16 protein-coding genes are annotated in these 22,145 nt (G+C 65.7%); 10 read left to right on the top strand and 6 right to left on the bottom strand.

Annotated elements, in window-relative coordinates:
- Positions 1–40: 40 nt before the first annotated feature.
- The gene (locus SH602x_RS10080; RefSeq protein WP_479476665.1) at positions 41–883 is read right to left on the bottom strand and encodes an HAD-IIB family hydrolase; all 843 of its coding nucleotides are present in this window, start codon (positions 881–883) and stop codon (positions 41–43) included.
- 155 nt (positions 884–1,038) lie between these two features.
- Between SH602x_RS10080 and SH602x_RS10075 the strand changes: the two genes are divergently transcribed.
- From SH602x_RS10075 to SH602x_RS10030, 10 genes are all read left to right on the top strand, one after another.
- Positions 1,039–1,974 (top strand): PfkB family carbohydrate kinase, encoded by a 936-nt coding sequence (locus SH602x_RS10075; protein WP_479476664.1) that lies wholly within the window; start codon positions 1,039–1,041, stop codon positions 1,972–1,974.
- Complete coding sequence (locus SH602x_RS10070; RefSeq protein WP_479476663.1) at positions 1,975–4,134, top strand: HAD-IIB family hydrolase; 2,160 nt, start codon at positions 1,975–1,977, stop codon at positions 4,132–4,134.
- Positions 4,135–4,198: 64 nt separating this feature from the next.
- On the top strand, positions 4,199–6,175 hold the full coding sequence (locus tag SH602x_RS10065) for an alpha-amylase family glycosyl hydrolase (protein ID WP_479468586.1): 1,977 nt from the start codon (positions 4,199–4,201) through the stop codon (positions 6,173–6,175).
- Positions 6,176–6,483: 308 nt separating this feature from the next.
- On the top strand, positions 6,484–10,281 hold the full coding sequence (gene amt / locus SH602x_RS10060; RefSeq protein ID WP_479476662.1) for an ammonium transporter: 3,798 nt from the start codon (positions 6,484–6,486) through the stop codon (positions 10,279–10,281).
- A gap of 35 nt (positions 10,282–10,316) precedes the next feature.
- Positions 10,317–11,363: a response regulator gene (locus SH602x_RS10055; protein WP_479476661.1), complete on the top strand. Its 1,047-nt coding sequence runs from the start codon at positions 10,317–10,319 to the stop codon at positions 11,361–11,363.
- 244 nt (positions 11,364–11,607) lie between these two features.
- Positions 11,608–12,243, top strand: a complete 636-nt coding sequence (locus SH602x_RS10050) for a biliverdin-producing heme oxygenase (RefSeq protein WP_479476660.1) — start codon at positions 11,608–11,610, stop codon at positions 12,241–12,243.
- Entirely contained in the window at positions 12,236–14,554 is a 2,319-nt protein-coding gene (locus SH602x_RS10045) for an ATP-binding protein (protein WP_479476659.1), read from the top strand. Before SH602x_RS10050 ends, SH602x_RS10045 begins: the two co-directional genes overlap by 8 nt.
- Complete coding sequence (locus tag SH602x_RS10040) at positions 14,544–14,942, top strand: response regulator (RefSeq protein WP_479476658.1); 399 nt, start codon at positions 14,544–14,546, stop codon at positions 14,940–14,942. The genes SH602x_RS10045 and SH602x_RS10040 overlap by 11 nt, the downstream gene beginning before the upstream one ends.
- Positions 14,943–14,982: 40 nt before the next feature.
- A complete protein-coding gene (locus SH602x_RS10035; protein ID WP_479476657.1) occupies positions 14,983–16,695 on the top strand; it encodes a response regulator in 1,713 nt (570 codons plus the stop codon).
- A 116-nt stretch (positions 16,696–16,811) separates the two neighbouring features.
- Positions 16,812–17,705 carry a rhomboid family intramembrane serine protease gene (locus tag SH602x_RS10030; RefSeq protein ID WP_479476656.1) on the top strand — a complete coding sequence of 298 codons (894 nt, stop codon included), beginning with the start codon at positions 16,812–16,814 and terminating at the stop codon, positions 17,703–17,705.
- Positions 17,706–17,726: 21 nt separating this feature from the next.
- On the opposite strand, the gene SH602x_RS10025 is transcribed toward SH602x_RS10030, so the two are convergent.
- The 5 genes from SH602x_RS10025 to SH602x_RS10005 form a co-directional block, all read right to left on the bottom strand.
- Positions 17,727–18,089, bottom strand: coding sequence for a DUF5615 family PIN-like protein (locus SH602x_RS10025; RefSeq protein WP_479468578.1), 363 nt, complete (start codon positions 18,087–18,089; stop codon positions 17,727–17,729).
- A 9-nt stretch (positions 18,090–18,098) separates the two neighbouring features.
- Positions 18,099–18,323: a DUF433 domain-containing protein gene (locus tag SH602x_RS10020; RefSeq protein WP_479476655.1), complete on the bottom strand. Its 225-nt coding sequence runs from the start codon at positions 18,321–18,323 to the stop codon at positions 18,099–18,101.
- 116 nt (positions 18,324–18,439) lie between these two features.
- Complete coding sequence (locus tag SH602x_RS10015; protein ID WP_479476654.1) at positions 18,440–19,771, bottom strand: Gfo/Idh/MocA family protein; 1,332 nt, start codon at positions 19,769–19,771, stop codon at positions 18,440–18,442.
- A 230-nt stretch (positions 19,772–20,001) separates the two neighbouring features.
- Complete coding sequence (locus SH602x_RS10010) at positions 20,002–21,141, bottom strand: DUF1570 domain-containing protein (RefSeq protein ID WP_479476653.1); 1,140 nt, start codon at positions 21,139–21,141, stop codon at positions 20,002–20,004.
- A gap of 181 nt (positions 21,142–21,322) precedes the next feature.
- On the bottom strand, positions 21,323–22,138 hold the full coding sequence (locus tag SH602x_RS10005) for a formylmethanofuran dehydrogenase subunit C (RefSeq protein WP_479476652.1): 816 nt from the start codon (positions 22,136–22,138) through the stop codon (positions 21,323–21,325).
- Between the last annotated feature and the right edge of the window lie 7 nt (positions 22,139–22,145).

The raw sequence follows: 22,145 nt of genomic DNA, 5'->3' as shown, positions 1-22,145 counted from the left end.
CGTTTGCCGAAGCGTCAAGCGGCGCGATCGCGCCGCTTGTCTAACCGCGATCGCGAAAGGCACGCCAGCCTTCGAGCACGCCGCTCGTGGCTGACTTCTCGGCGAGATACAGCCGGTCGGACCAGCCGTTGGCCGCGTGACGCGCTTCGACCCGCTGCGCCAGCTTCCGGCAGGCGTTGCCGACGAGGATGGCGCGGTAGCCCGCGACCAGCGCGTCCCAGTCGTTGCCGGAGTCGCCCGCGTAGATGACGGACGTCTCGCCCAGTCCCTGGCTCTCGCGCCACCACTTCAAGGCGAAGGCCTTGTTCACGCCGCGGGGCAGCACGTCGACCAGCCCGTCGCCGTTGAAGGGATCGACGCTCGAAACGACGGAGTAGGGGACGTCCGCGTCGGCGAGTCTCGCCTCGACGCGCTCGGTGAACTCCTGCACGAGAGTTCCGTCGCAGTAGAAGCTGAGCTTGAACGGCCCCAGCTTCTCCGCCTCCTGCACGCGCAGTCCCTCGATCCGTTCCAGATCGGGACGCAGCGACTCCAGCGGGACGCTTCCGGAAATCTCCGACAGGGCCTGCGCGTAGTCGTGCGAGGGGATCGTGCGGCCCTCCTCGACGCGGCAGATCGTCGTGCCGACGTCGCACAGGATCCAGGTCGGCGAGGGGAGCGGCACGTGCCGGAGGACTTTTCGCACCGATCCCAGATGCCGCCCCGTCACGAACACCAGCGCCGCGTCTCGTTCGGCGAGCTCGCGTTCGAGCATCGCTAAATCGCTGCGATGTTCCGGCGAATCGTCGAGCGGAATCAGCGTCCCGTCGAGGTCCGTGGCCAGTACGAGCGGCTCGGCCTGCGAGCGGTCGGTCGGGTCGGAATCATCGTTCGGGAGAGGCATCGACAGGCGCGTTTCGGACGGCGGAAAGAGTCGTTTCGATGTCATGCTAGGGCTCATCGCAGGGCAGGGCAACGACATCGAGGGGGTTGCCGAAGGCGCCTCGATCGACAAAGGTGGGGGGGCTGCCTCTGTCTCTAAATTGCGGGAACAAGTCGATGTCGACGTCCTCGGCGCCTTCGTCTCCCGGGCGACCTGCGATCATCGGCGAGACTTTGTTCGACAAGTTCTCCGATGGTCGTCGCGCGCTCGGAGGCGCTCCGTTCAACGTCGCCTGGAACCTCCGCGGCATGGGCTTCGATCCGCTCTTTCTGAGCGCGGTCGGCGACGATGCCGAGGGAACCGAGATCAAACAGCGTCTGCGTTCCTGGGGCGTCGATCAGTCCTGGTTCCAGACCGTTTCCGGAAAGATCACGGGAGAAGTTCAGGTCACCTTACGAGGCGGCGAACCGACGTACGAGATTCTTCGCGATCGGGCGTACGACTTCCTCCAGACGCCTGCCGACGTCTCCCGTCGCACGGACGTCGCCCTGCTCTACCACGGCAGTCTGGCCTGGCGGAGCGAGACGACGCGCCAGGCGATTCGCGAGACCCGCGCGTCGCTGCACGTGCCGGTCTTCGTCGACGTCAACATTCGGAAGGGCTGCTTCGACGAGAGCTGGCTGCCTGAGCTTCTCGGCGGAGCGGAGTGGGCGAAGCTCAATCGCGAAGAGCTCTCGCGCATCGCAGTTCGGGACCTCGTCGACGAGGAGGCGATCGAAGCCGCCGTCGACGCGCTGCGGGAGCGCTTCGGATGCCGCAACGTCTGGCTCACCTGCGCCGAACAGGGAGCTTACGCATTTACGCTCGACGAGCAGGGCGGCAAACGAACGACTCACGCGGCGGCTCCGCCCGTGACGCGGTTGGTCGACACGATCGGCGCAGGCGACGCCTTCAGCGCCGTCGCCATCGCGGGGGTCCTTCGCAAGGAAGACCCTGCGATCACGCTTCGGCGCGCCGTTCGCTTCGCTGCCAAAGTTTGCGGCAACGCCGGAGCTGTTAGCGAAGATCCTGACTTTTACGCGAGCGACGAAGTCGTCGCGACGGAACGGTAGATGATCGCAAAATCCGAAGGAAAGAGAGGGCTCCGAATCGCCTTCGTCAGTCTGCACGGCCTGATCCGAACGCGCGAGCCGGAACTGGGCCGGGACGCCGATACCGGCGGGCAGGTGAAGTACGTCCTGGAACTGGCCGCCGAACTGGGTCGGCGACCCGAGGTCGAGCAAGTCGACCTGATCACGCGTCAGATCATCGACGACCGCGTCGGTCCCGACTATGCGCAGGTCGAAGAGCCGATCGGCGAGAAGGCTCGCATCGTCCGCATTCCGTTCGGGCCGAAGCGTTACCTGAAGAAAGAGGCGCTCTGGCCCTACGTCGATCTGTTCGTCGATCAGGCGGTGACCTTCTTCCGTCGCAACGGACTCCCGGACGTCATTCACGGGCACTACGCCGACGCCGGCTACGCGGGGGCGCAGCTAGCGCGGCTGCTGCATGTGCCGTACGTCTTCACCGGCCACTCGCTCGGTCGCGTGAAGCGGGAACGCCTGACGCATGGCGCGGCCGAACCGCAGGCGCTCGAAAAAAAGTATCGCTTCCGCGAGCGGATCGAGGCGGAGGAACTTTCGCTGGAGACCGCGTCGCTCGTCGTCGCCAGCACGCATCAGGAAATCGAGGACCAGTACCAGCGGTACGACCACTACGCGCCCGAACGGATGGAGGTCATTCCTCCCGGAGTCGACCTGGACCTGTTCCGACCGGCTCAACCGAACGAAGACTTCTCCGAGATCCGCGCCGCGCTCGCGCCGTTCCTGCGCGAGCCGGAGAAGCCGATCATCATGGCGATGGCTCGCCCCGACGAGCGCAAGAATCTGGGGATGCTCTTTCGCGTCTACGGCGAAAGCCCCGACCTGCAACGGCTGGCGAACCTGGTCGTCGTGATGGGGACGCGCGAAGACCTTCGCAAGTTTCCCCGGGCGCAGCGCGAGGCGCTGCTCGAAGCGCTGACGTTGATCGACGTTTACGACCTGTACGGCAAGGTCGCCTATCCCAAGGGCGTGAACCCCACCCTGGGAGGGGGGCTGTTCCGACTCGCGGCGATGACCCGCGGAGTGTTCGTCAACCCGGCGCTGACGGAGCCCTTCGGCCTGACGCTGCTGGAAGCCGCCGGCAGCGGACTCCCTATCGTCGCCACGCATGACGGCGGACCTCGCGATATCGTCGCGAACTGCCGCAACGGCCTGCTGATCGACCCCCACGATCCGGGGGCCATCGAACGGGCGATCCTGCGCGGGCTGACGGAACCCGATCAGTGGCAGGAGTGGTCCGACAGCGGGCTCTCCGGCGCGAGGAAGCACTATTCGTGGGCCGCCCACGTCGATCGCTACCTGCAGGAGATCACCGAGACGTTCGAGCGATGGCAGACGCCCGTGCTAGCGGAGGGGGGGCGTCCGGCCCGTCGTCCGGAGTTCGAGCGCCTGCTGATCGCGGACCTCGACAACACGCTCGCCGGCGACGATCCGGCGTTGCACGATCTCAGCGAAATGATCAACCGCTCGTCCGACGTCGGGTTCGGCATCGTCACGGGCAGAAAGCTCGACGACGCGCAGCGGATTATGCGGAATCTCGATCTGCCGACGCCGGACGTTCTTTTGACTTCCGCCGGGACTGAGCTTTACTACGGTACGAAGCTGACGCGCGACGCGAGCTGGCAGAAACAGATGGGCTTTCAGTGGAAGCCCGACGAAATCTACGCGGCGCTCGACGAGATCCAGGGGCTGTACCGTCAGCCCGAGGCGGAGCAGTCGAAGTTCAAGATCAGCTACACCGTCGATCCGGAGATCGCTCCCAAACTGGCCCGGCTTCGCAAGATTCTGCGGGAGAAGGGACTTCGGGTGAAGCTGGTCCTGTCGCTCGGGATGTACCTCGACGCGATTCCGCAGCGGGCGGGGACCGGGCTCGCGCTGCGGCATCTGCTTTATAAGTGGGGCTTCTCGCCCGAACATGTCCTGGTCGCGGGCGACTCGGGCACCGACGAAGAGATGTTGAAGGGACGAACGCTCGGCGTCGTCGTGGGGAACCACGGGCCCGAGTTGAATCGTCTGAAAAAGATGCCGCGGATCTACTTCGCCGAGGGAAAGCACGCGCGGGGGATACTGGAAGGCGTCGAGTACTACGGTTTCATGCAGGCGATCCGGATTCCCAACGACCTGTCCTAGCGGCGCCGAACCTTCCTGGCGACGCTGAACTTGCCCTCGCGGCGCTTACCTTTCTTTGCGGCCGATGATCTTGCCCAGCGGACAGATCGCTCCCGTCGGCCAGGACCGCCTTCGCTACGAAGCGGACCTGGCGTTGCGAAGACTCCGTTCCCGTCTCGACGACGAGTGGGCGGCAGGCGGCGCGAACGAACATGACGTCCAGGCGTTCGAGCGACGCCTCGCCGAGTTCTGGCCGACGCTGTTCAGCCATCTGCGATCGCTGTACGGCACGCGGTGGGACTTCTTCTACCACCTGGAACAGATCCTGGTGTTGATGTCCCGCGCGTGGATGGCGCGGCCGAGCGACATCAAGCGCCTCGACATGCACCGGATCAACGATCCGGACTGGTTCCTGTCGCAGAAGGTGGTCGGCGGCGCGCTGTACGTCGACCTGTTCAGCGAGAACCTCGGCAAGCTTCGGGAGACGATCCCCTACTTCACGAAGCTCGGCGTCACGTACCTCCACCTGATGCCGCTCTTCGCCGTGCGGCCCGGCAACAGCGACGGCGGCTACGCCATCAGCAACTATCGCTCGGTCGATCCGCGCATCGGAACGATCGACGACCTGCGGACGCTGGCGGAGGACCTTCGCGCGGCGGGCATCACGCTGGTGCTCGACTTCGTCTTCAATCACACCTCCGACGATCACTACTGGGCCATGCAGGCCCAGGCGGGCGACGCGGAGCACCAGGATTTCTATCGCATCTATCCCGACCGCACGATTCCGGATCAGTACGAACGGACGCTGCGGGAGATTTTCCCCACCGTTCGCCGGGGCAACTTCACCTGGCACGACGGAATGCAGAAGTGGGTCTGGACCACGTTCAACAGCTTCCAGTGGGATCTCAATTACGAGAACCCCGCCGTCTTCTGCGCGATGGCGGACGAGATGCTGTTCCTGGCGAACCTGGGCGTGGACATGCTCCGCCTGGATGCGGTCGCCTTCATCTGGAAGGAGATGGGCACCGTCTGCGAGAACCTGCCGCAGGCGCATACGCTGATCAAGGCGTTCAACGCGGTGGCGCGGATCGCGGCCCCCGGGCTGCTGTTCAAGAGCGAGGCCATCGTCCATCCCGACGAGGTCGTGCGCTACATCGGTCGCGACGAGTGCCAGGTTTCGTACAACCCCACGCTGATGGCGCTGCTGTGGGAGTCGCTCGCGACGCGGAAGGTGACGCTGCTGAGGAAGTCGCTCATGCACCGTCATCGCCTGCCGACGGGAACGACGTGGGTGAATTATCTCCGCTGCCATGACGACATCGGATGGACCTTCGACGATCGCGACGCCGCCTCCGTCGGGATCGAAGCGTACAGCCATCGTCAGTTTCTGAACGCCTTCTATACCGGCCAGTTTCCCGGCTCGTTCGCCCGCGGGGTGCCCTTCCAGCACAATCCCGAGACGGGCGACATGCGGATCTCGGGGACGCTCGCGTCGCTGGCCGGCCTGGAACAGGCGATCGAGGAAGAGAACGAAGCCCACAAGGAAATGGCGATCCGCCGGATCCTGCTGCTGCACGCGGTGACGCTCAGCATCGGCGGCATTCCGCTGCTCTACCTGGGCGAAGAATGGGGGACGCTGAACGATTACGACTTCGTCACCGATCCGGCGAAGGCGGGCGACACGCGGTGGATCCATCGGCCCAAGATGCGGTGGGAGTTCCTCGAAGAACTGCAGGTCGAGAACTCGATCCGCCGGCGGCTGTTTCAGTCGATCCAGCGTCTGATCCTGCTGCGCAGCCAGTCCCCGGCGCTGGCGGGGCTGGAGATGGAACTGATCGATATGGAGAACGCCCATGTGCTGGGCTATCTCCGCAACCATGACGGGATGCGGCTGCTCGCGTTGGCCAACTTCTCCGAGTATCCGCAGCGCGCGCTCGGCAACGCGCTCCGCACCCGGGGGCTCGGTCGCCGCTTCCGCGACCTCTATTCCGAGAAGACGTTCAGCGCCTCCGCCGACATCGAACTCGCCCCGTACGAGTTCCTCTGGCTGGAGCGGATCTAGCGACCGTAGCGTCGGCGACGTTCCGTCGGCGGCGCACCGCGGCTGCCCCACGAGGGCGCCGCCGGACCGGCTAGGGGAGGGTCATCTCCCGTAGCGACGCCGCTTGGCGCTGCAAGAGCGGCGGCTTAACCCGCTCAGTCGCACTCTTCGGCAGGCGCCTCCGCTCGGAAGGGGCCTTTCCCCCAGCGCTTTTCCGGGGGGCGCCTCAGCAGGGATCTATCTTTGCTGGCCCGAACTGGAATCCGGTTCAGCATGCGCCGGCGCGCCGTGTGGCAAGCGTCGCCCTCCCTTACTTCGTCCGTCTGGTTATGTCCGCCGATTATTCCGCCGTCGATATCGCCTGGGTCGCCATCTGCGCGGCCCTGGTGATGATCATGCAGGGCGGGTTCTGCTTTCTCGAAAGCGGACTCGCGCGGGCGAAGAACAGCATCAACGTCGCGATCAAGAACCTCGCCGACTTCTGCGTGGCGAGCGTCACGTTCTGGGCCTTCGGCTTCGCCCTCGCGTTCGGCGGCAGCGTCGCCGGCTTCGTCGGCTGCACGGGCTTCCTGCTCGGCGAAGACTCCAGCCCCTCGCTGCTGACGTTCTTTCTGTTTCAGATGATGTTCTGCGGGACGGCGACGACCATCATTTCGGGCGCCGTGGCCGAGCGGATGCAGTTCCGGGCCTACATGCTCGTGAGCGTGCTGGTCTCGGGTTTCATCTATCCGCTCTTCGCGCACTGGGCCTGGAACGGCGCCGACGCGGGCGAAGCGACCGGCTGGCTCAACGCGCGCGGCTTCGTCGACTTCGCGGGCTCGACCGTCGTGCATTCGCTCGGCGGATGGACGGCGCTCGCGGCGGTGCTGCTGATCGGTCCGCGGCTGGGGCGCTTCGGCGACAAGCGCAAGGTCCACGGACACGATCTGCCGGCGACGGTCTTCGGGACCATGCTGCTCTGGTTCGGGTGGTTCGGCTTCAACGCGGGCAGCACGCTCGGTCTCTCGGACGCCATCCCGCGGATTCTGGTCAACACCAACCTGGGCGCCGCGTTCGGCGGCATCGGAGGGCTCGCGCTCGCGTATCTGCTGGAGCGGCGCCCCTCGATCCAGCACGTGATCAACGGCGTTCTCGCCGGACTCGTCGCGGTCACGGCGGGCTGCCACTGCCTTTCTCCTGCGGCGGCGGCTCTGGTCGGCTTGCTCGCCAGCGGACTCGCCGTAAGCGCGACCTGCGCGATGGAACGGCTGAAGATCGACGACGTCGTCTCGGCCTTCCCCGTTCACGGCGTGGGCGGCATGTGGGGCACGCTGGCCGTCGGCCTGTTCGGTTCGACCGAATTGCTGGGGACCGGCCTGACGAGGACCGAGCAGATCTTCGTCCAACTGGAAGGAATCGGAGCCTGTGCGATCTGGGCGTTCGGCGGCGGCTTCGCCCTGCTCTGGGCGTTGAACAAGCTACTGCCGATGCGAGTGACGCGTCAGGAGGAGATCCGCGGACTCAACATCAGCGAGCATGGCGCCTGCACTGACCTGATCGACCTGCTCGACGAAATGGAATCGCATCGCCTGGAAGGAAACTTCGACCGGCACGTGTTCGTCGAACCGCACACCGAAGTCGGGCAGATCGCCGCGGAGTACAACCGCGTCCTGACTTGCGTCTCCGAAGAGATTCGCGATCGCGAAGCGGCGGAACTGAAGTTCCGCGACATCTTCGACAACGCCATCGAAGGCATCTTCCAGACGACCCCCGACGGCAGGTACCTGAGCGCGAATCCGGCGCTGGCGCAGATCTACGGCTATCCGAGCGTCGAAGCTCTGGTCGCCGGCATGCAGGACATCGCCGGAGAGCTCTACGTCGACCCGACGCGCCGCGACGAGTTCGTCCGCCTGCTGGAAGAGAGCGACATCGTCAATGGCTTGGAGTCGCAGGTCCGTCGCCTCGACGGCGAGATCATCTGGATCTCCGAGTGCGCCCGGGCGTGCCGGAACGCCGAAGGCGAAGTGCTGTACTACGAAGGCTCGGTCGCCGACATCACGCAGCGCAAGCGATCGGAAGAACTTCTCGCCCAGAAGCAGGAAGCGGAAGCCGCCAATCGCGCGAAGAGCGCCTTCCTGGCCAACATGAGTCACGAGATCCGCACGCCGCTGAACGGCGTGATCGGGATGCTCGATCTGGTCTCGAAGACCGAACTGGACGCCCCGCAGCGTCGCTACGTCGACATCGCCAAGTCCTCGGCGGACTGCCTGCTCAGCCTGATCAACGACATCCTCGACTTCTCCAAGATCGAGGCCGGCAAGCTCGAACTCGAAAGCGTCGTCTTCGATCTGCCCGAGATGCTCGAGGGCGTGCCGGAGATGTTCGCCCATCGCGCCTCCGCGAAGGGTCTGGAGGTGACGTGCCTGGTTCGACCCGACGTGCCGCGGATGGCGGTCGGCGATCCCGAGCGACTGCGCCAGATCCTGGTGAACCTGTTCGGCAACGCCGTGAAGTTCACCGACCGGGGCGAGGTTTCGCTGCGGGCCGTCCGGACGGAAGCGACGGGCGGGACCGGCGTACGCTTCGAAGTTCGCGACACAGGGATCGGCATTCCCCCCGACCGCATCCAGCGCCTGTTTCAATCGTTCACGCAGGTCGACGCGTCGACGACCCGTCGCTTCGGCGGTACGGGCCTGGGCCTGGCGATCTGCAAGCAACTCGCCGAGGCGATGGGCGGACAGATCGGCGTGCAGAGCGTCGCCGGCGAGGGTTCGACCTTCTGGGTCGAGATTCCGCTTCAGGCGTCAGAAGCGCCGGAAGCTTCGCAGAAAGCGCCCCGCTCCGCTGCAGGAGCGACGGCCCTGGTCGTCGACGACAACGCGACCAACGTCGAGATCCTGGCCGACCAGCTTCGCGAGTGGGGGATGGAGGTTCTCTCCGCTTCCAGCGGGCAGGAGGCTCTCGAAATCATGCGCCGCCGCGCGGAGCGTCGCGAGCGCTTCGACCTGGCGATCCTCGACTGCGTCATGCCCGGCATGAACGGCGTGGAACTGGCTCAGCACATTCGCGACGACGAGCGGTTCGCCGCTCTGCCGCTGCTCATGCTCACGTCGCTCGACAGCGGCATCGATCAGAAGACGTCCGAACGCCTGCGGCTGCGCACGCTCAGCAAGCCGATCCGCAGCTCGCGACTCTACGACGCGGTCGCGGCAGCCGGCGTCGCCGCACGCCTCACCGCCGGGTCGTCCAGGCCCGAAGCCAAGCCGGTTCCTGCGAAGGCGATCGCTCCGAAGTCGGGGCGGATCCTGATCGCGGACGATAACGAGATCAACCGTCTGGTCGCGGCGGAGATTCTCGCCACGGCAGGTTACGCGTCGATGCAGGTCGCCAACGGTCGCCTGGCCGTCGAGGCGCTGCAAGCGAACGACTTCGCCGCCGTCCTGATGGACTGCGAGATGCCGGTGATGGACGGCTTCACTGCCGCCGCGGAGATTCGCCGTCTGGAGAGCGCCGGCGCTTTGCGTCAGGGCCTGCAACCGCTCCCCGTGATCGCGCTGACGGCCCAGGCGATCCAGGGGGATCGCGAACGGTGCCTCGCCGCGGGCATGACCGAATACCTGACCAAGCCGATCGATCGGGAACTGCTGCTCGCGACGCTGGCGACGCTGATCGGACAGTCGAAGAAATCGCCGGTCGTTCAGCCGGCGCCCCGCGTCTCGCCGATCGAACCGGTCGTGCCTGTCGAACCTGACACGCTCGCGATGGTTGAAGCAGGGCCCGCGTACGATCTCGGTTCGCTGTCGGCGCGGTGCCTGGGCAATCTTGATTTCGCGATCTCGCTGCTCGATCGCTTCGCGGCGGGAACGGACGATTCCATTCAACGTCTTCGGACCGCAGCGGACCGGGGCGATCTCTCGGACCTCGCTCGCGAAGCCCACTCGCTCAAGGGAAGCGCGGCGAACCTCTCGGCCGAATCGATCCGGGACGCTGCCGCTTCGCTAGAGGCCGCCTGTCGTTCAGGCGTTCGTGACGACGGCGTCGCGGCGGTCGAGCGACTGGTCGGCGAACTCGATCGCTGTCGTCGGCAGATCGTCTCCGATTCGTGCCGGCGTGCCGATGCGACCCTTTCGGACGCTCTTGCCACCTGACGGAATACGCAGAGAAAAGGTTGATTATGACGCCCATGAAAGTTCTCGTTGCGGAAGACGATTTCGTCGCTCGCGAGATCCTCTGCAATGCGTTGCGGTCGTGGGGATATGACGTCACGGCGGCCGAGAACGGCGAAGAGGCGCTCCGGCTGTTCGACGCTGATCGCTATCGGCTGGTGATCACCGACTGGGAGATGCCGCGGGCGTCGGGCCTGCAGTTCTGCCGGGAGCTTCGCCGGCGGTCCGAATGCGGCTACGTCTACGTCATCGTGCTGACTTCCCGCGGACGATCCGAAGAGATCGTCGAGGGGATGTCGGCCGGCGCCGACGACTTCATCGTGAAGCCGTTCGACGCAGAAGAGCTGCGCGTCCGTCTGCGCGCCGGTCAGCGGATCCTGTCGCTGGAAACGCGCGAGGCTGCGATCTTCGCTCTGGCGAAGCTGGCCGAGTCTCGCGATCCGGATACGGGCCGGCATCTCGAACGGGTGCAGCGTTACAGCCGCGCGCTGGTGAAGCGCCTGGTCGCGGATTCGGTCTATGCGAGCCGCATCGAGCCCGACTTCGCCGGCCTGGTTTTTCAGACGAGCGCCCTGCATGACATCGGCAAGGTGGGGATCCCGGACAGCATCCTGCTCAAGCCGGGTCGACTGTCGCCTGCCGAGTTCGAGGTCATGAAGACCCACACGACCATCGGCGCCGAGACGCTGGAGACGGCGCTGGAACATGCGCCGGGCGCCCGGTTCCTGGAGATCGCACGCGACATCGCTCTGGCTCACCACGAACGCTTCAACGGGAAGGGCTATCCGTACGGCCTAGCCGGAGAAGCGATTCCGCTCGCCGCGCGCGTCGTGGCGGTCGCCGACGTCTACGACGCGCTGACCTCGAAGCGGATCTACAAGGAGGCGTTCACGCACCTCGCCGCCAAGCAGACGATGATGGCGGAACGGAGCGCTCACTTCGACCCGGTCGTGCTCGACGCCTTTCTCGACGCGGAGCGGGAGTTCCTGGACATCGCCGAAGCGCTGAGCGAAGAGACGGCTATGCAGGTGCCGCAGTCGCTCCGGGAAACCGTGGCTCTCTGACCGCTGGTCTCGCAGCGACCGCCCTGGCAGAAGAGCGACCAGCGGCAAATTGCCCGCCCCGCCGCATCGCCAGATTCCACCCTTCAGTGGCGTCCGTCACGCGACCGCGCGGGACGCCTGTCGCGCGATTTCTTGGATCCGCTAAAGCCATTCTCTGCCGGCGTTTAGATTCGAGAAAGAATCCCTGCCCAGAGCCGGCGCCCCCAACTTTTCCCGGGCCGAGGCCGCGCCTATAGTCGCGGATATGGATCGGGCAGAAGTAAAGCAGGAGCGCCGCGGCGAATCAGTTGCCGCGACGGCGAACGTTCTCGAACGCGTCCGTCTGCGCACGCGGGACGTCCATCGTAGTCTGGAAGAGCTTTCGATCTGGGAAGCGGCGTTCTCGGACCGCTCCGCCTATACAGCGCTGCTGGACGGCCTGCTGTCGCTCGTGCGACCCGCCGATGCGGCGATCGCAGGCACGCTCGGCGGAAGGGCGCCCGAAGGCTTCTCTCCCGCGACCCGTTCCGACTGGCTCGAATCGGATCGACGTTCGCTCGCGAAGTCGCAGCCTCCGCTCGTGGCCGATGACGCCCTGATGGGCCAGATCGCGGGCGACTCGCCCTTCGCGGCTGCGGGGACGCTGTACGTCCTGGAGGGGTCAGCTCTCGGCGGGCTGGTCATCTCCAAGCGGCTGGGCGAGGCGTTCGGCATCGGACCGGGCGACGGCGGGCGCTACTTCTTCGGCCACGGCGTCGAAACCTCCGCACGCTGGCGGCGGTTCCTGGCGTGGCTCGACTCGCTGCAAATGGATCACGCCGGCGCGGAAGCCGCGGCTGCGGCAGCCGGATCGGCGTTCGAACGATTCCAGGAAAGGCTAGCGACTCTCTCGTATGACTGACGGAACTGTCGCCCGGCGTTCGAAACACGCGTCGGGTACGTACGACGCGAGCGACGTCGATCTGACGAACTGCGATCGCGAGCCGATTCACATCCCCGGCGCGATTCAGCCGCACGGGGTTCTGCTCGGCTTCGATCCCGCTTCGCTGCGCCTGGCGTACGTCAGCGAGAACTTCGCGTCGATCGCCCGAGCCGACTCGGCGGCGACGCTTATCGGCCGGTCCGTCGACGAACTGGTGAACGGCGACTCGACCGACGTGCTCCGCGACGCCGCCGCACGCGCGACGCCCGGCTTCACGGCGCCGGTCAGCGTCCGCGTCCTGGGCGAGAGCTCCGATCGCCGACGGATGGGGATGGTCAGCTTTCACGACGGCATCGCGCTGCTGGAAGCGGAACTCGAATCCGATACGACCTCGTCGCAGAAGCGCTCGCTCGAACCGACCGTGCGCAAGATCCGTCGATCGACCGCGCGGATCGAGTCTTGCGGCTCGATGGAGGCGCTTTACCGCACGATCGCGGAAGAGGTTCGCGACCTCAACGGCTTCGATCGCGTGATGGTCTATCGCTTTCTGCGCGGCGGCCACGGCGCCGTCGTGGGAGAAGCGGCCCGCGCAGGGTTAGAGTCCTATCTGGGCCTGCACTATCCCGCGACCGACATCCCGCAGCAGGCGCGCAGGCTTTACGTGCTGAACACTCTGCGGCTGATCGCGGACGTGAACGCGCCGTCGGTTCCGATCCTCGCCGATCCGGCTTACGCCGACCGTCCCCTCGACCTGACGCACAGCGTCTTCCGCAGCGTGTCGCCCATTCACCTGGAGTACCTGCGCAACATGGGGGTCGCGGCCTCCATGTCGATCTCGATCCTCTATCGAGGCGAACTCTGGGGTCTCATCGCGTGCCATCACTACGCGCCGCGATACGTCCCGCTGGAGGTCCGTGCGGCGTGCGAGTTGCTCGGGGCCGCGGCGGGATCGTTCGTCACTGCGCGGAATCTTGCGGAAGAAGCGGACGAAAAGACGGCCCGACGCGTCAGTCTGGCGGAAGCCGCCGGCGTCATCGCGGCGGGAGAAACCTACCGTTCGGGCATCAAGAGCGCCGCGAACGATCTGATGGTCGCTCTGGGAGCGGACGGCCTGGCGATCTGCGACGAGCGCACGACGCTCGTCGGACTCACGCCGCCTCACGCAGCGATCGCGGCGATTCGCGAGGCCCTGCTGGCGCCCGGCGAAGAAGTCATCGCGGTCGAATCGCTCGCCGAGAAGGTCGCCGGCGCGGAGGCTTACGCTGAGTCCGCGAGCGGCGCCCTGCTCCTCCGCTCGGGACCCGAGCCGGACGACGCACTGATCTTCTTCCGCCGGGAATACGCACAGATCGTCAACTGGGCCGGCGATCCGGAGAAGTCCGTCGAAGCGACAGAGGACGGCTACCGGCTCTCTCCGCGAAAGTCGTTCGCGACCTGGCGGCAGACGGCCCGCCTGCGATCGAAGGACTGGACCACGACCGACCTGCAGATCGCCAGGGAGATGTTCGCCGGCCTCGCGGTCCTGTCAGCCCGGCGGGTCGCCGAGATCCTGCGGGTGAACGACGAACTGGCGCGCATGAACGCGGATCTGAATACGTTCGCGTTCTCGGTCTCTCACGATCTGAAGGAGCCCGTCCGGAGCATCCATCAAACGATCTTCTTCCTCGAACAGGCCGTCGAATCGGGCGACCTGGAGGAGATCAGCCGTCGGATCGATTCGATGCGTCGCATCTCGCGGCAGATGGACGAATTGATCGAGGCCATTCTTCGCATGTCGCGGGTGGGCCGGGCCGATCTACATCGAGAGGCCATTCCGCTGGCCGAAGTCGTCCAGGAAGCCGCCGATCTGGTCCTGGGCGACTCGCGCACGGACGTGCAGTTGTCGATCGAGGAACTGCCCGTCTGGTCGGCGGACTTCATGGTGCTGCGCGAGGCCTTCACGAACCTGCTGCAGAACGCGACGAAATACAACGATTCCGAGGTGAAGCGGATCCGCATCGGCACGGTCAAGCTCGATTCGCTGAGCGACGTTCCCGAAGAAGCGACGGGCGAGACGGCCGTTTTCGTGCAGGACAACGGCATAGGAATTGCACAGGAACACTGGGAGCGGGTCTTTTCGATCTTTCAAAGACTTCACGGCAGACAGGCTTACGGAGGCGGAGCAGGCGCGGGCCTGACCATCGCGCGGAAGATCCTCGAGCGCCACGGCGGCGCTCTGTGGGTCCGATCGGAACCGGGTATGGGATCGACTTTCTATCTGACGGCAGGAGATGTGGAAGATGGTCGCTGAAAAAGCCGGCATCGTCTTCCTGGAAGACTCCGAAACCGACTTCGAACTGGCCGTACATGGCATCCGGGGCCTCGCCCCCGGGGTGGTTTGCCGTCGGTTCGAAACGCGTCGCGACCTGAACGAGTTCGCGACCAGCGGCAAGGACGTTCCGAGGCTGCTCGTGATCGACATCCGGCTTCCCGACGGGAACGGCCTGGAGGCGATCACGGCCTTACGTTCGCTGGACAAATTCCGGAACGTGCCGATCGTCGTCTTCACTTCGTCGTCGAATCCGGAGCACGTCCGCTTCGCCCATAAGGCGGGGGCAGCCGACTATCGGGTCAAGCCGCTCGACGTTCGCGAGTACATCCGCACCGTTCAGGATTTCGCGCGCACGGCGCTGACCTGACCCGTTCCCGCGCTCTTCGTCCGTCGGCCCGTGGGCATGCGTGCGTGAGCGACCTTCGACACATCGCTCGCGACTCGCTGACCAGGATTTCGCCGACGGCTCGATGCTCCCTACGGTTCACGTCTTCATCGTCGACGACAGTCCGGCGGACCGCGAAGCCATTCGACGGGCCCTCCGGCACGAAGCGTCGTTCCGCTACCGCATCACCGAATTCGAGTGCGGCGAAGCGGCCCTCGAGGCCGTCGCGCGGGGCGAATTGCCCGACCTCGCGATCTGCGACTTCTGTCTGCCCGGAATCGACGGGCTCGAAGTCGTACGCCGTCTGCGAAAGGGGGAACAGCTTCCCCCGTTTCCTGTCGTCCTTCTGACGGGCTCGTTCGCGCACCCTCAGGCCGTCGCGGTGGAGGACGCTCTGACCGAGGGCGTGCAGGACTTCTTCGACAAGCGTGCGATCGCCCCCGGACTGCTGCCGCGAGTCGCGCGCAACGCGATGGACCGCTTCCGGCTGATTCGCCGGCTGGTCGCCAGCGAGAACGAAGCCCGCTCCGCGCGCCTGCGGGCGGAAGACGCCAGTCGCGCGAAGTCGATGTTCCTGGCCAGTATGAGCCACGAACTGCGCACGCCGTTGACCGCCGTGCTGGGCCTCACCGAACTGCTGCTGGAAAATCCCGATTCGCCCGACGCCAGGCAGATGCTGGAGATGGTGCGGGCGAACGGACAGCATCTCGCCGAACTGCTCAACGATCTGCTGGACCTCGCCCGCATCGAGGCGGGAGGGCTGGAGATCGACGTCGCCGACTGCGACCCCCGGAAGCTGATCGAAGACCTGTGCGGGCTCATTCGTTTTCGCGCCAAGGATCACGGCCTGTCGCTCGACGTGCGGTTCGACAGCGACCTTCCCCCGCGGATCCGGACCGATGCGGTTCGGCTGCGGCAGATCCTGATGAACCTGCTCTCGAACGGGATCAAATTCACGCCCGAGGGCGGGATCGGCGTCTGCGCTTCGATGGTCGAGGCGGAGGGAGAGCCGATGCTGCGGATCGTCGTCGAAGACTCCGGCATCGGCATCGAAGAAGAACAGCTCGTCCGCATCTTCGAGCCCTTCGTGCAGGTCTCGCGGAACGATCGCCGCGCTTCGGGAGGCGTCGGACTGGGCCTCGCGATCAGCCGGGCCCTGGCTCAGGCGCTGGGCGGCGATCTTTCGGTGACCTCCCTGCAGGGCTCGGGGAGTCGCTTCGAACTGATGATCGCCGCCGGCGTCGCGGAAGCGGAGCGGACGCCAACCGTGGAACTCGACGGCGCCTCCGATCCGCGTTTCCAGCGCAGCCACGCGATCGACGGCGCGGCGGATAACTGGCAGGGGAAGCAGATCCTCGTCGCCGAAGATACGCCGGCGAACCGCTTCCTGATCCGCAGGCTGCTGCAGCCGACGGGCGCGGAGCTCACCTTCGTCGAGGATGGCCAGCAGGCGATCGCGAAGATCCCGACCGACGACGGGAACTGTCGCTTCGATCTCGTGCTGATGGACATGCAGATGCCCGGCATCGACGGATTCGAGGCGACGGCGGAACTCCGGCGGAGAGGCTTCGCCGCGCCGATCGTCGCGCTCACCGCCGCGGCGATGGAAGGCGATCGGGAACGATGCCTCCGCGCGGGCTGCACGGACTACGTCGTCAAGCCGATCGATCGCGGCGCCCTGCTGGCGACCCTGGCCGGACATCTGGGCATCGGTCAGGGCGAACGCCGCGCCTGAAGCGTCCCGCCACCGAACGCCTCGTCGGGAGGCGCGCCGTCGCGTAGGATGAGCGGTCGAAACGCCTTCTTGGGCGCGTACTTCGGACGCGCCCAGCGCAGCTAGCGGACGGAGCGATGGGAGTTCACGATCGCGATTACTACCGGGAAGACGACGAGCGGGGCCAGCGGATCGGGCCGCCGACGGTGCTCGTTGCGCTGATCGTCGTCAACATCGCCGTCTACGTTCTGAACTTCCTGCTCACGAACCAGACGAACGAGCTGAACGACGCCCTCGCGCTCCAGGGCGACGCCTTCTCGCAGCCGTGGAAGCTGTACGGCCTGCTTACGTACGGGTTCGTTCACAGCACGCAGGGCGACGCCGCGATTCTTCACATCCTGTTCAACATGTACATCCTGTACATGTTCGGACGGGACGTGCAGCGTCGGTTCGGTCAGCCGGTGTTTCTCGGCTTCTACCTGGCCGCGATCTTTCTCTCGGGGCTCGCCTGGCTCGGCTGGACGACGGCGTTCGGCGACCTCCGCAGTTCCGCCATCGGCGCCTCGGGCGGGGTCGTCGCGGTCGCGGTCGCCTACTGCACGCTCTGGCCGAACCGACAGCTTTCGTTCTTCGGTCTGTTCAACTTTCCGGCGTGGGCGTATGCCGGCGTCCTGGTCGGGCTCGACCTGATGAACGCGCTCAGCGACAAGTCGGAAGTCATGGGCCGCATCGCCTGGCAGGCCCATCTGGGCGGCGCCGCGTTCGGCTTCGCGTTCGCGATCCTCTCGCCCCGGTTCCTGCCCGAACTGCAGAGGGCGCTGAGCTTCTCGCCCCGACGCTGGTGGCGCTCCCGCAAACTGCGCGTCTACCAGGAGCAGGAGAACAAGGCCGAGCGCGACTTCGAGGCCCTCGAACGCCAAGCCGACGCCACGCTCGCCAAGCTCAAGGAGTTCGGCGAAAGCAGCCTGACCCCCCGCGAGCGCAAGATCCTCGAAGACTATTCCCGCCACGTCCGGCAGAGACGGCGGTAGGCGAAAGTAGTCATGCTTGAGCTACTCGCCGAGTTTGCGAACGCGGATTCCGGTTTCGCTGACGATCCACAGAGAGTCTTCAGGCGATACGACTTCGATCACTTGAAGAACCTTCTCCATCAAGGAACAGACGGATCCTCGACCTGCACCCTTCGATCGAAACACGATTACCGACCAACCCGGGACGAGCGGGTACTTGCGCAGATCCGTGAATCCCTTGTCGACCGTGATCAGGCATCGACGTTCCATTCGACAGACGTCGGCCAGCTTCGGATCGGGCTCCCCGGCGAGCCCCTGATCATGCACCGACAGAGCGTCGTGCCCGGCGGCGCGCAGAAGCGAGATGGCCGCTCGCGGCAGGTTCTCGTCCAACTTGAACTTCATCGTTGAAGCTCAAGAGAAGGTTATGAAACGATCGCGCGCTAAGTCAGCCGCGTAGGCGAGCGCCGCGTCGACGTCTTCGGAGGTAAGCGACGGATACTCCGAGAGGATCTCCTCGCGGCTTAATCCCTCGGCCAGATTGTCGAGGACGACGGAGGCGGGAACGCGAGTCCCCCTAATGCATGCCACCCCGTGGCATATTTGCGGGTCGACGGTAATCCGATCTTGCCATTTCATGACGTAACCCGCGAAAGAGACATTGGATATTATCGCTGCCTGCAGAGCGCAAAGCGAGGAGCGGACAGCAATGCCGTCCGCTCCTCGTTCTTAAGTCATCTAGTCCGTAGCGTCGCTCAACCCACCTTCGCGAACGCCGGAACGGCGACGGGGTACTGCGGCGCGGGGCCCATGACGTAGGCCTCGGGCTTAAGGCTGACGGGGCTGTTGAGCAGATCATCCGGCTTGATCACTTCGCCCGTGTAGCACGCTTCGCGGCCCATGATGGCCATCAGCGTGCTGTAGGTCATGTACTCGCCGTTGTTGATCACGTCGCCCCGGCGGATCGCGCCGAAGAGATGCTCGTGCTCGACGTCGTACATGCTCGGCGTGGGACCGGCGTACTTCCACGTTCCGTCCGGGCCGTTGATCTCGTGCCGGATCAGTTGGGCCCTCCCCTTCGTGCCGAGCACGTAGTCTTCGGTATCGTTGAAGGTCCGGGCCATCTGACGGGTGTAGTTGAAACCCTTCACGCCCGTGTCGGCCCACTCATAGCAGACCGCATGATGGTCGTAGATGTTGCCGAACATCTCTTCCGTGCGCTGCTGGCGCCCCCCCATACCGAAGCAACTGGTCGGCAGCTTGTCGCCGTTAAGCCACAACGCCTTGTCGATGCTGTGGACGTTCTGCTCCACGATGTGATCGCCCGAAAGCCAGGTGAAGTAGAGCCAGTTGCGAAGCTGGTACTCCATCTCCGACCATTCGGGCTTCTGGCCGCGATGCCAGAGCGTCCCGGCCAGATAGTTCGTCTGCACGGCTACGATGTCGCCGATCGCGCCCGACAGCACGCGGTCCATCGTCTCCCGCATGCCGACGTCGTAACGCCAGCAGAGTCCGGAGACCAGGTTCAGCCCCTTCTCCTTCGCCTTGGCGGCGGATTCCAGGACGCTCTTGCAGCCCGGTCCGTCGACCGCGACGGGCTTCTCGCAGAAGATGTGCTTGCCCGCTTCCACGCACGCGGCGAGCTGCATCGGGCGGAAGTGAGGGGGCGTCGCGAGCAGCACGACGTCGACTTCCGACTGGGCCATCGCTTCATGGCACATCAGGCCCGTGAAGCAGTGATCGTCGTCGACCGCGTACTGGGTCGGGATCTCTTTTTCGAGCTGCTTCCTGACGTTCGCGATGCGATCGGGGAACGCGTCGGCGAGCGCGATGATCTTCGCGTTCTTGTCGGCGTTCATCGCGTTGACCGCGGCGCCCGTGCCGCGACCGCCGCATCCGACCAGGCCCACCCGGAGCGTGTGATCGACGCTGACGAAAAAGCCCTGCGGCTTGGGTTCGACGACCTTCGGCGTCGGCGGCGACGCCTTGAGCGACAGCGAACCGAGCGCCGCGGCGCCCGCGGCGGCGACGCCGGCATCCTGGAGAAACGTGCGGCGCGACGGGACGCTCGACTTCGACTTCGACATGCACAGATCCTTTCGCGAGGCGGGATGGCGAACCGAGTCGACGCGGAGCGAATCTCGCGTCCGACTCCAGCTCTCTTCAGGGGCGAGAGGAGAGGACGACCGCGCCGCAGGCCCTCGGCTGCATCCGCGCGATCCGTCGCCGAAGCGACGCGTCGACCATGATAACCGACCGGAACCCCGAATCAGCCAGTGATTCCAGTTTACCGGAAACAGAAACTCGATGAGCGGAATCAGCGAATACGGCCCGCGTCGCTGAGAAACGCCTGCTCCACTTCGGCGACCGTCTTGCCGAACGCCTGCTCGAACGCCGCGATGCGATCGTCAGGCGTCGGATCGGAGAGCGACGGCAGTTCCTGCTGCGATTGTGCGAAGGCGGTCATCTCCGCCGAGCGATGCTTGAACGCCCAGTAGATGAAGGTCCACGCCTGCGCGTACATCTGGGCCGCCACGGCGGGATCGCGAAACGACGCGTCCGACTTCAGCATTTCCTCCAGCGTGCCGGCGGGCAGACCCGGAAGCGCCTTGCGGAACTCGATCAGCCGGGGCAGGTTCGGCGTGCCGACCGTTCGCCAGCCGCGACCCGTGGAAAAGTCAGGCGCCTCGAAATAGGTCGCGAGCCCTTCGCTCCACCAGAGCGGATGACCGGCGAAGCGGCGCTGCAAGCCGCTGTTGAACGCGACCTGGTGCGTCGACTCGTGAACGATGTTCGTGACGTTGTTGAGCATCGCCGGCTGACGCAGCAACCGGACGTCGAATTGCAGGCCTGTTCGCGCGGAGGTCTCCGTCACGTCGTACGCGTAGACCCGGTTGGTCTTCAGGCTGTAGAAGCTGACCAGCTTGCCGGCATCCTCGCCCAACTCGGCTCGTGTCCCCTCGGTATACGACGGCTTGTCGCGAAAGAGCAGCACGGGCAGCGGAAACTCGGGCGGCGACAGCTCGACCTTCTCGCGCTTCCAGAAGGCGTAGAAAGCGCCGTGCAGCTTTTCGAGCGTCCCTGCCGTCCACTTCGCGTAGACCGGATGCGTGTCGTAGACGACGACGTAATGCCCGGTCTTATGAACGCGAAAGGCCGGGCCGAACTCCTCGACCAGCGCCTGACCGATCGTGTCGGCGTCGAGCGGCTCGAACGGATCGGGCGTCGTCTCGCGGCGATCGATCTCGTCCGGCTGGTACGTCGCGATCGCGCCGGTGCGATCCTGAAACAGAATCCCGCCGTCCTGAGCCTCGACCAGCACGCGCCCCACCTGCCTCAGGTCCGGCGCCGCTTTCGAGTACACGACGTCGAGCGCCTGCGTCGAACGAACCGGCGAGAGCCCCGCCGCGAGCAGCGCGACGGACGTGATCCACAGCAGCGAGCGGCGCAATTCCATCAGGCTCATCCTTCGCAGGCGACGGTCCTTCATCGTATGCGGGAGGAAGGCCGCGAGCCATCCGAAGTTCGCGGGCGATCGTTTTGTAGGGCTGGCGCCCTCGCCTGCCATTGCAGCGGGTACCAGCTTCGTGGCAGGCGAGGGCGCCAGCCCTACAGGACCCGAGCGGCCGTCCCATTCCTCAAACCGCTGCCCACAACTCCCCCCTCCCCGCTTCCAGAAAATCGCCGTGCCAGAGGTCGACGGTCAGGCGATCGGGCAACTCCTTCGCGTCGAGGCGCCCCGCGTCGAGGAGATGCTTTCTGACAAGCGGCCAGGCGGGCGGAGCGAACGTGCAGGATCGCTCGAACGTCGGCAGCGGATCGTGGACGAGGCCGGAGAGCGCGACGATCGTCCCGCGAATCATCCCCGCGCCGACGCGTTCGCCTGGATCGCCGCCGACGACGATGGTGCCCGCCCGTATGGCGTATCCCAGCGTCTCGCCCGCGTCGCCCAGGATCAGCAGCTGTCCCCGTCGCATGGCCTGACCCGAGGCGACGCCGACGCTTCCGTGGACGACGATCGTCCCGCCGCGCATACCGACGACGCTGCCGACGTAGGCGCCGCCCGCGCGATCGCCCGCGTTCCCGGAGACGCTGATCCTGCCGCCGCGCATCTCGGCGCCGAGCCAGTCGCCCGCGTCGCCGCGAACGATCAGTTCGCCCCCGGACATCTGCGATCCGGCATGTCGCCCGACGGGCCCTTCGACCAGGATTCGCCCGCCGGTCAGCTTCTCGCCCAGCCGATGCAGGCGCGACAGATCGCCCACGAGTCGGAGTTCGTCGTCGGCCGCTCCGCTGACGGAGAAAAACTCTCCCAGCGGGACGCTGCGTCGCCCGCGTTGCAGCGGCAGGCGCTCGATCTGGGATACTGACAGTCCCGCCAGCGTCGCCGGCGAAAGCGTTTCCGCTTCCACGGCCAGCGTCAGCGGCGTCTTGACCGTCAGCGTCAGAGGCATTGCGGCG

The sequence above is a fragment of the Lignipirellula cremea genome (assembly GCF_056501455.1).
The sequence above is the reverse complement of the archived record's forward strand: the minus strand, read 5'-3'. Positions and strand labels throughout refer to the sequence as shown.

Excerpts from the sequence above, each read along its gene's own strand:
- SH602x_RS10080 (WP_479476665.1), bottom strand. The coding sequence starts at position 883 with ATGCCTCTCCCGAACGATGATTCCGACCCGACCGACCGCTCGCAGGCC.
- SH602x_RS10075 (WP_479476664.1), top strand. The coding sequence starts at position 1,039 with ATGTCGACGTCCTCGGCGCCTTCGTCTCCCGGGCGACCTGCGATCATC.
- SH602x_RS10070 (WP_479476663.1), top strand. The coding sequence starts at position 1,975 with ATGATCGCAAAATCCGAAGGAAAGAGAGGGCTCCGAATCGCCTTCGTC.
- SH602x_RS10065 (WP_479468586.1), top strand. The coding sequence starts at position 4,199 with ATGATCTTGCCCAGCGGACAGATCGCTCCCGTCGGCCAGGACCGCCTT.
- amt (WP_479476662.1), top strand. The coding sequence starts at position 6,484 with ATGTCCGCCGATTATTCCGCCGTCGATATCGCCTGGGTCGCCATCTGC.
- SH602x_RS10055 (WP_479476661.1), top strand. The coding sequence starts at position 10,317 with ATGAAAGTTCTCGTTGCGGAAGACGATTTCGTCGCTCGCGAGATCCTC.
- SH602x_RS10050 (WP_479476660.1), top strand. The coding sequence starts at position 11,608 with ATGGATCGGGCAGAAGTAAAGCAGGAGCGCCGCGGCGAATCAGTTGCC.
- SH602x_RS10045 (WP_479476659.1), top strand. The coding sequence starts at position 12,236 with ATGACTGACGGAACTGTCGCCCGGCGTTCGAAACACGCGTCGGGTACG.
- SH602x_RS10040 (WP_479476658.1), top strand. The coding sequence starts at position 14,544 with ATGGTCGCTGAAAAAGCCGGCATCGTCTTCCTGGAAGACTCCGAAACC.
- SH602x_RS10030 (WP_479476656.1), top strand. The coding sequence starts at position 16,812 with ATGGGAGTTCACGATCGCGATTACTACCGGGAAGACGACGAGCGGGGC.
- SH602x_RS10025 (WP_479468578.1), bottom strand. The coding sequence starts at position 18,089 with ATGAAGTTCAAGTTGGACGAGAACCTGCCGCGAGCGGCCATCTCGCTT.
- SH602x_RS10020 (WP_479476655.1), bottom strand. The coding sequence starts at position 18,323 with ATGAAATGGCAAGATCGGATTACCGTCGACCCGCAAATATGCCACGGG.
- SH602x_RS10015 (WP_479476654.1), bottom strand. The coding sequence starts at position 19,771 with ATGTCGAAGTCGAAGTCGAGCGTCCCGTCGCGCCGCACGTTTCTCCAG.
- SH602x_RS10010 (WP_479476653.1), bottom strand. The coding sequence starts at position 21,141 with ATGGAATTGCGCCGCTCGCTGCTGTGGATCACGTCCGTCGCGCTGCTC.
- SH602x_RS10005 (WP_479476652.1), bottom strand. The coding sequence starts at position 22,138 with ATGCCTCTGACGCTGACGGTCAAGACGCCGCTGACGCTGGCCGTGGAA.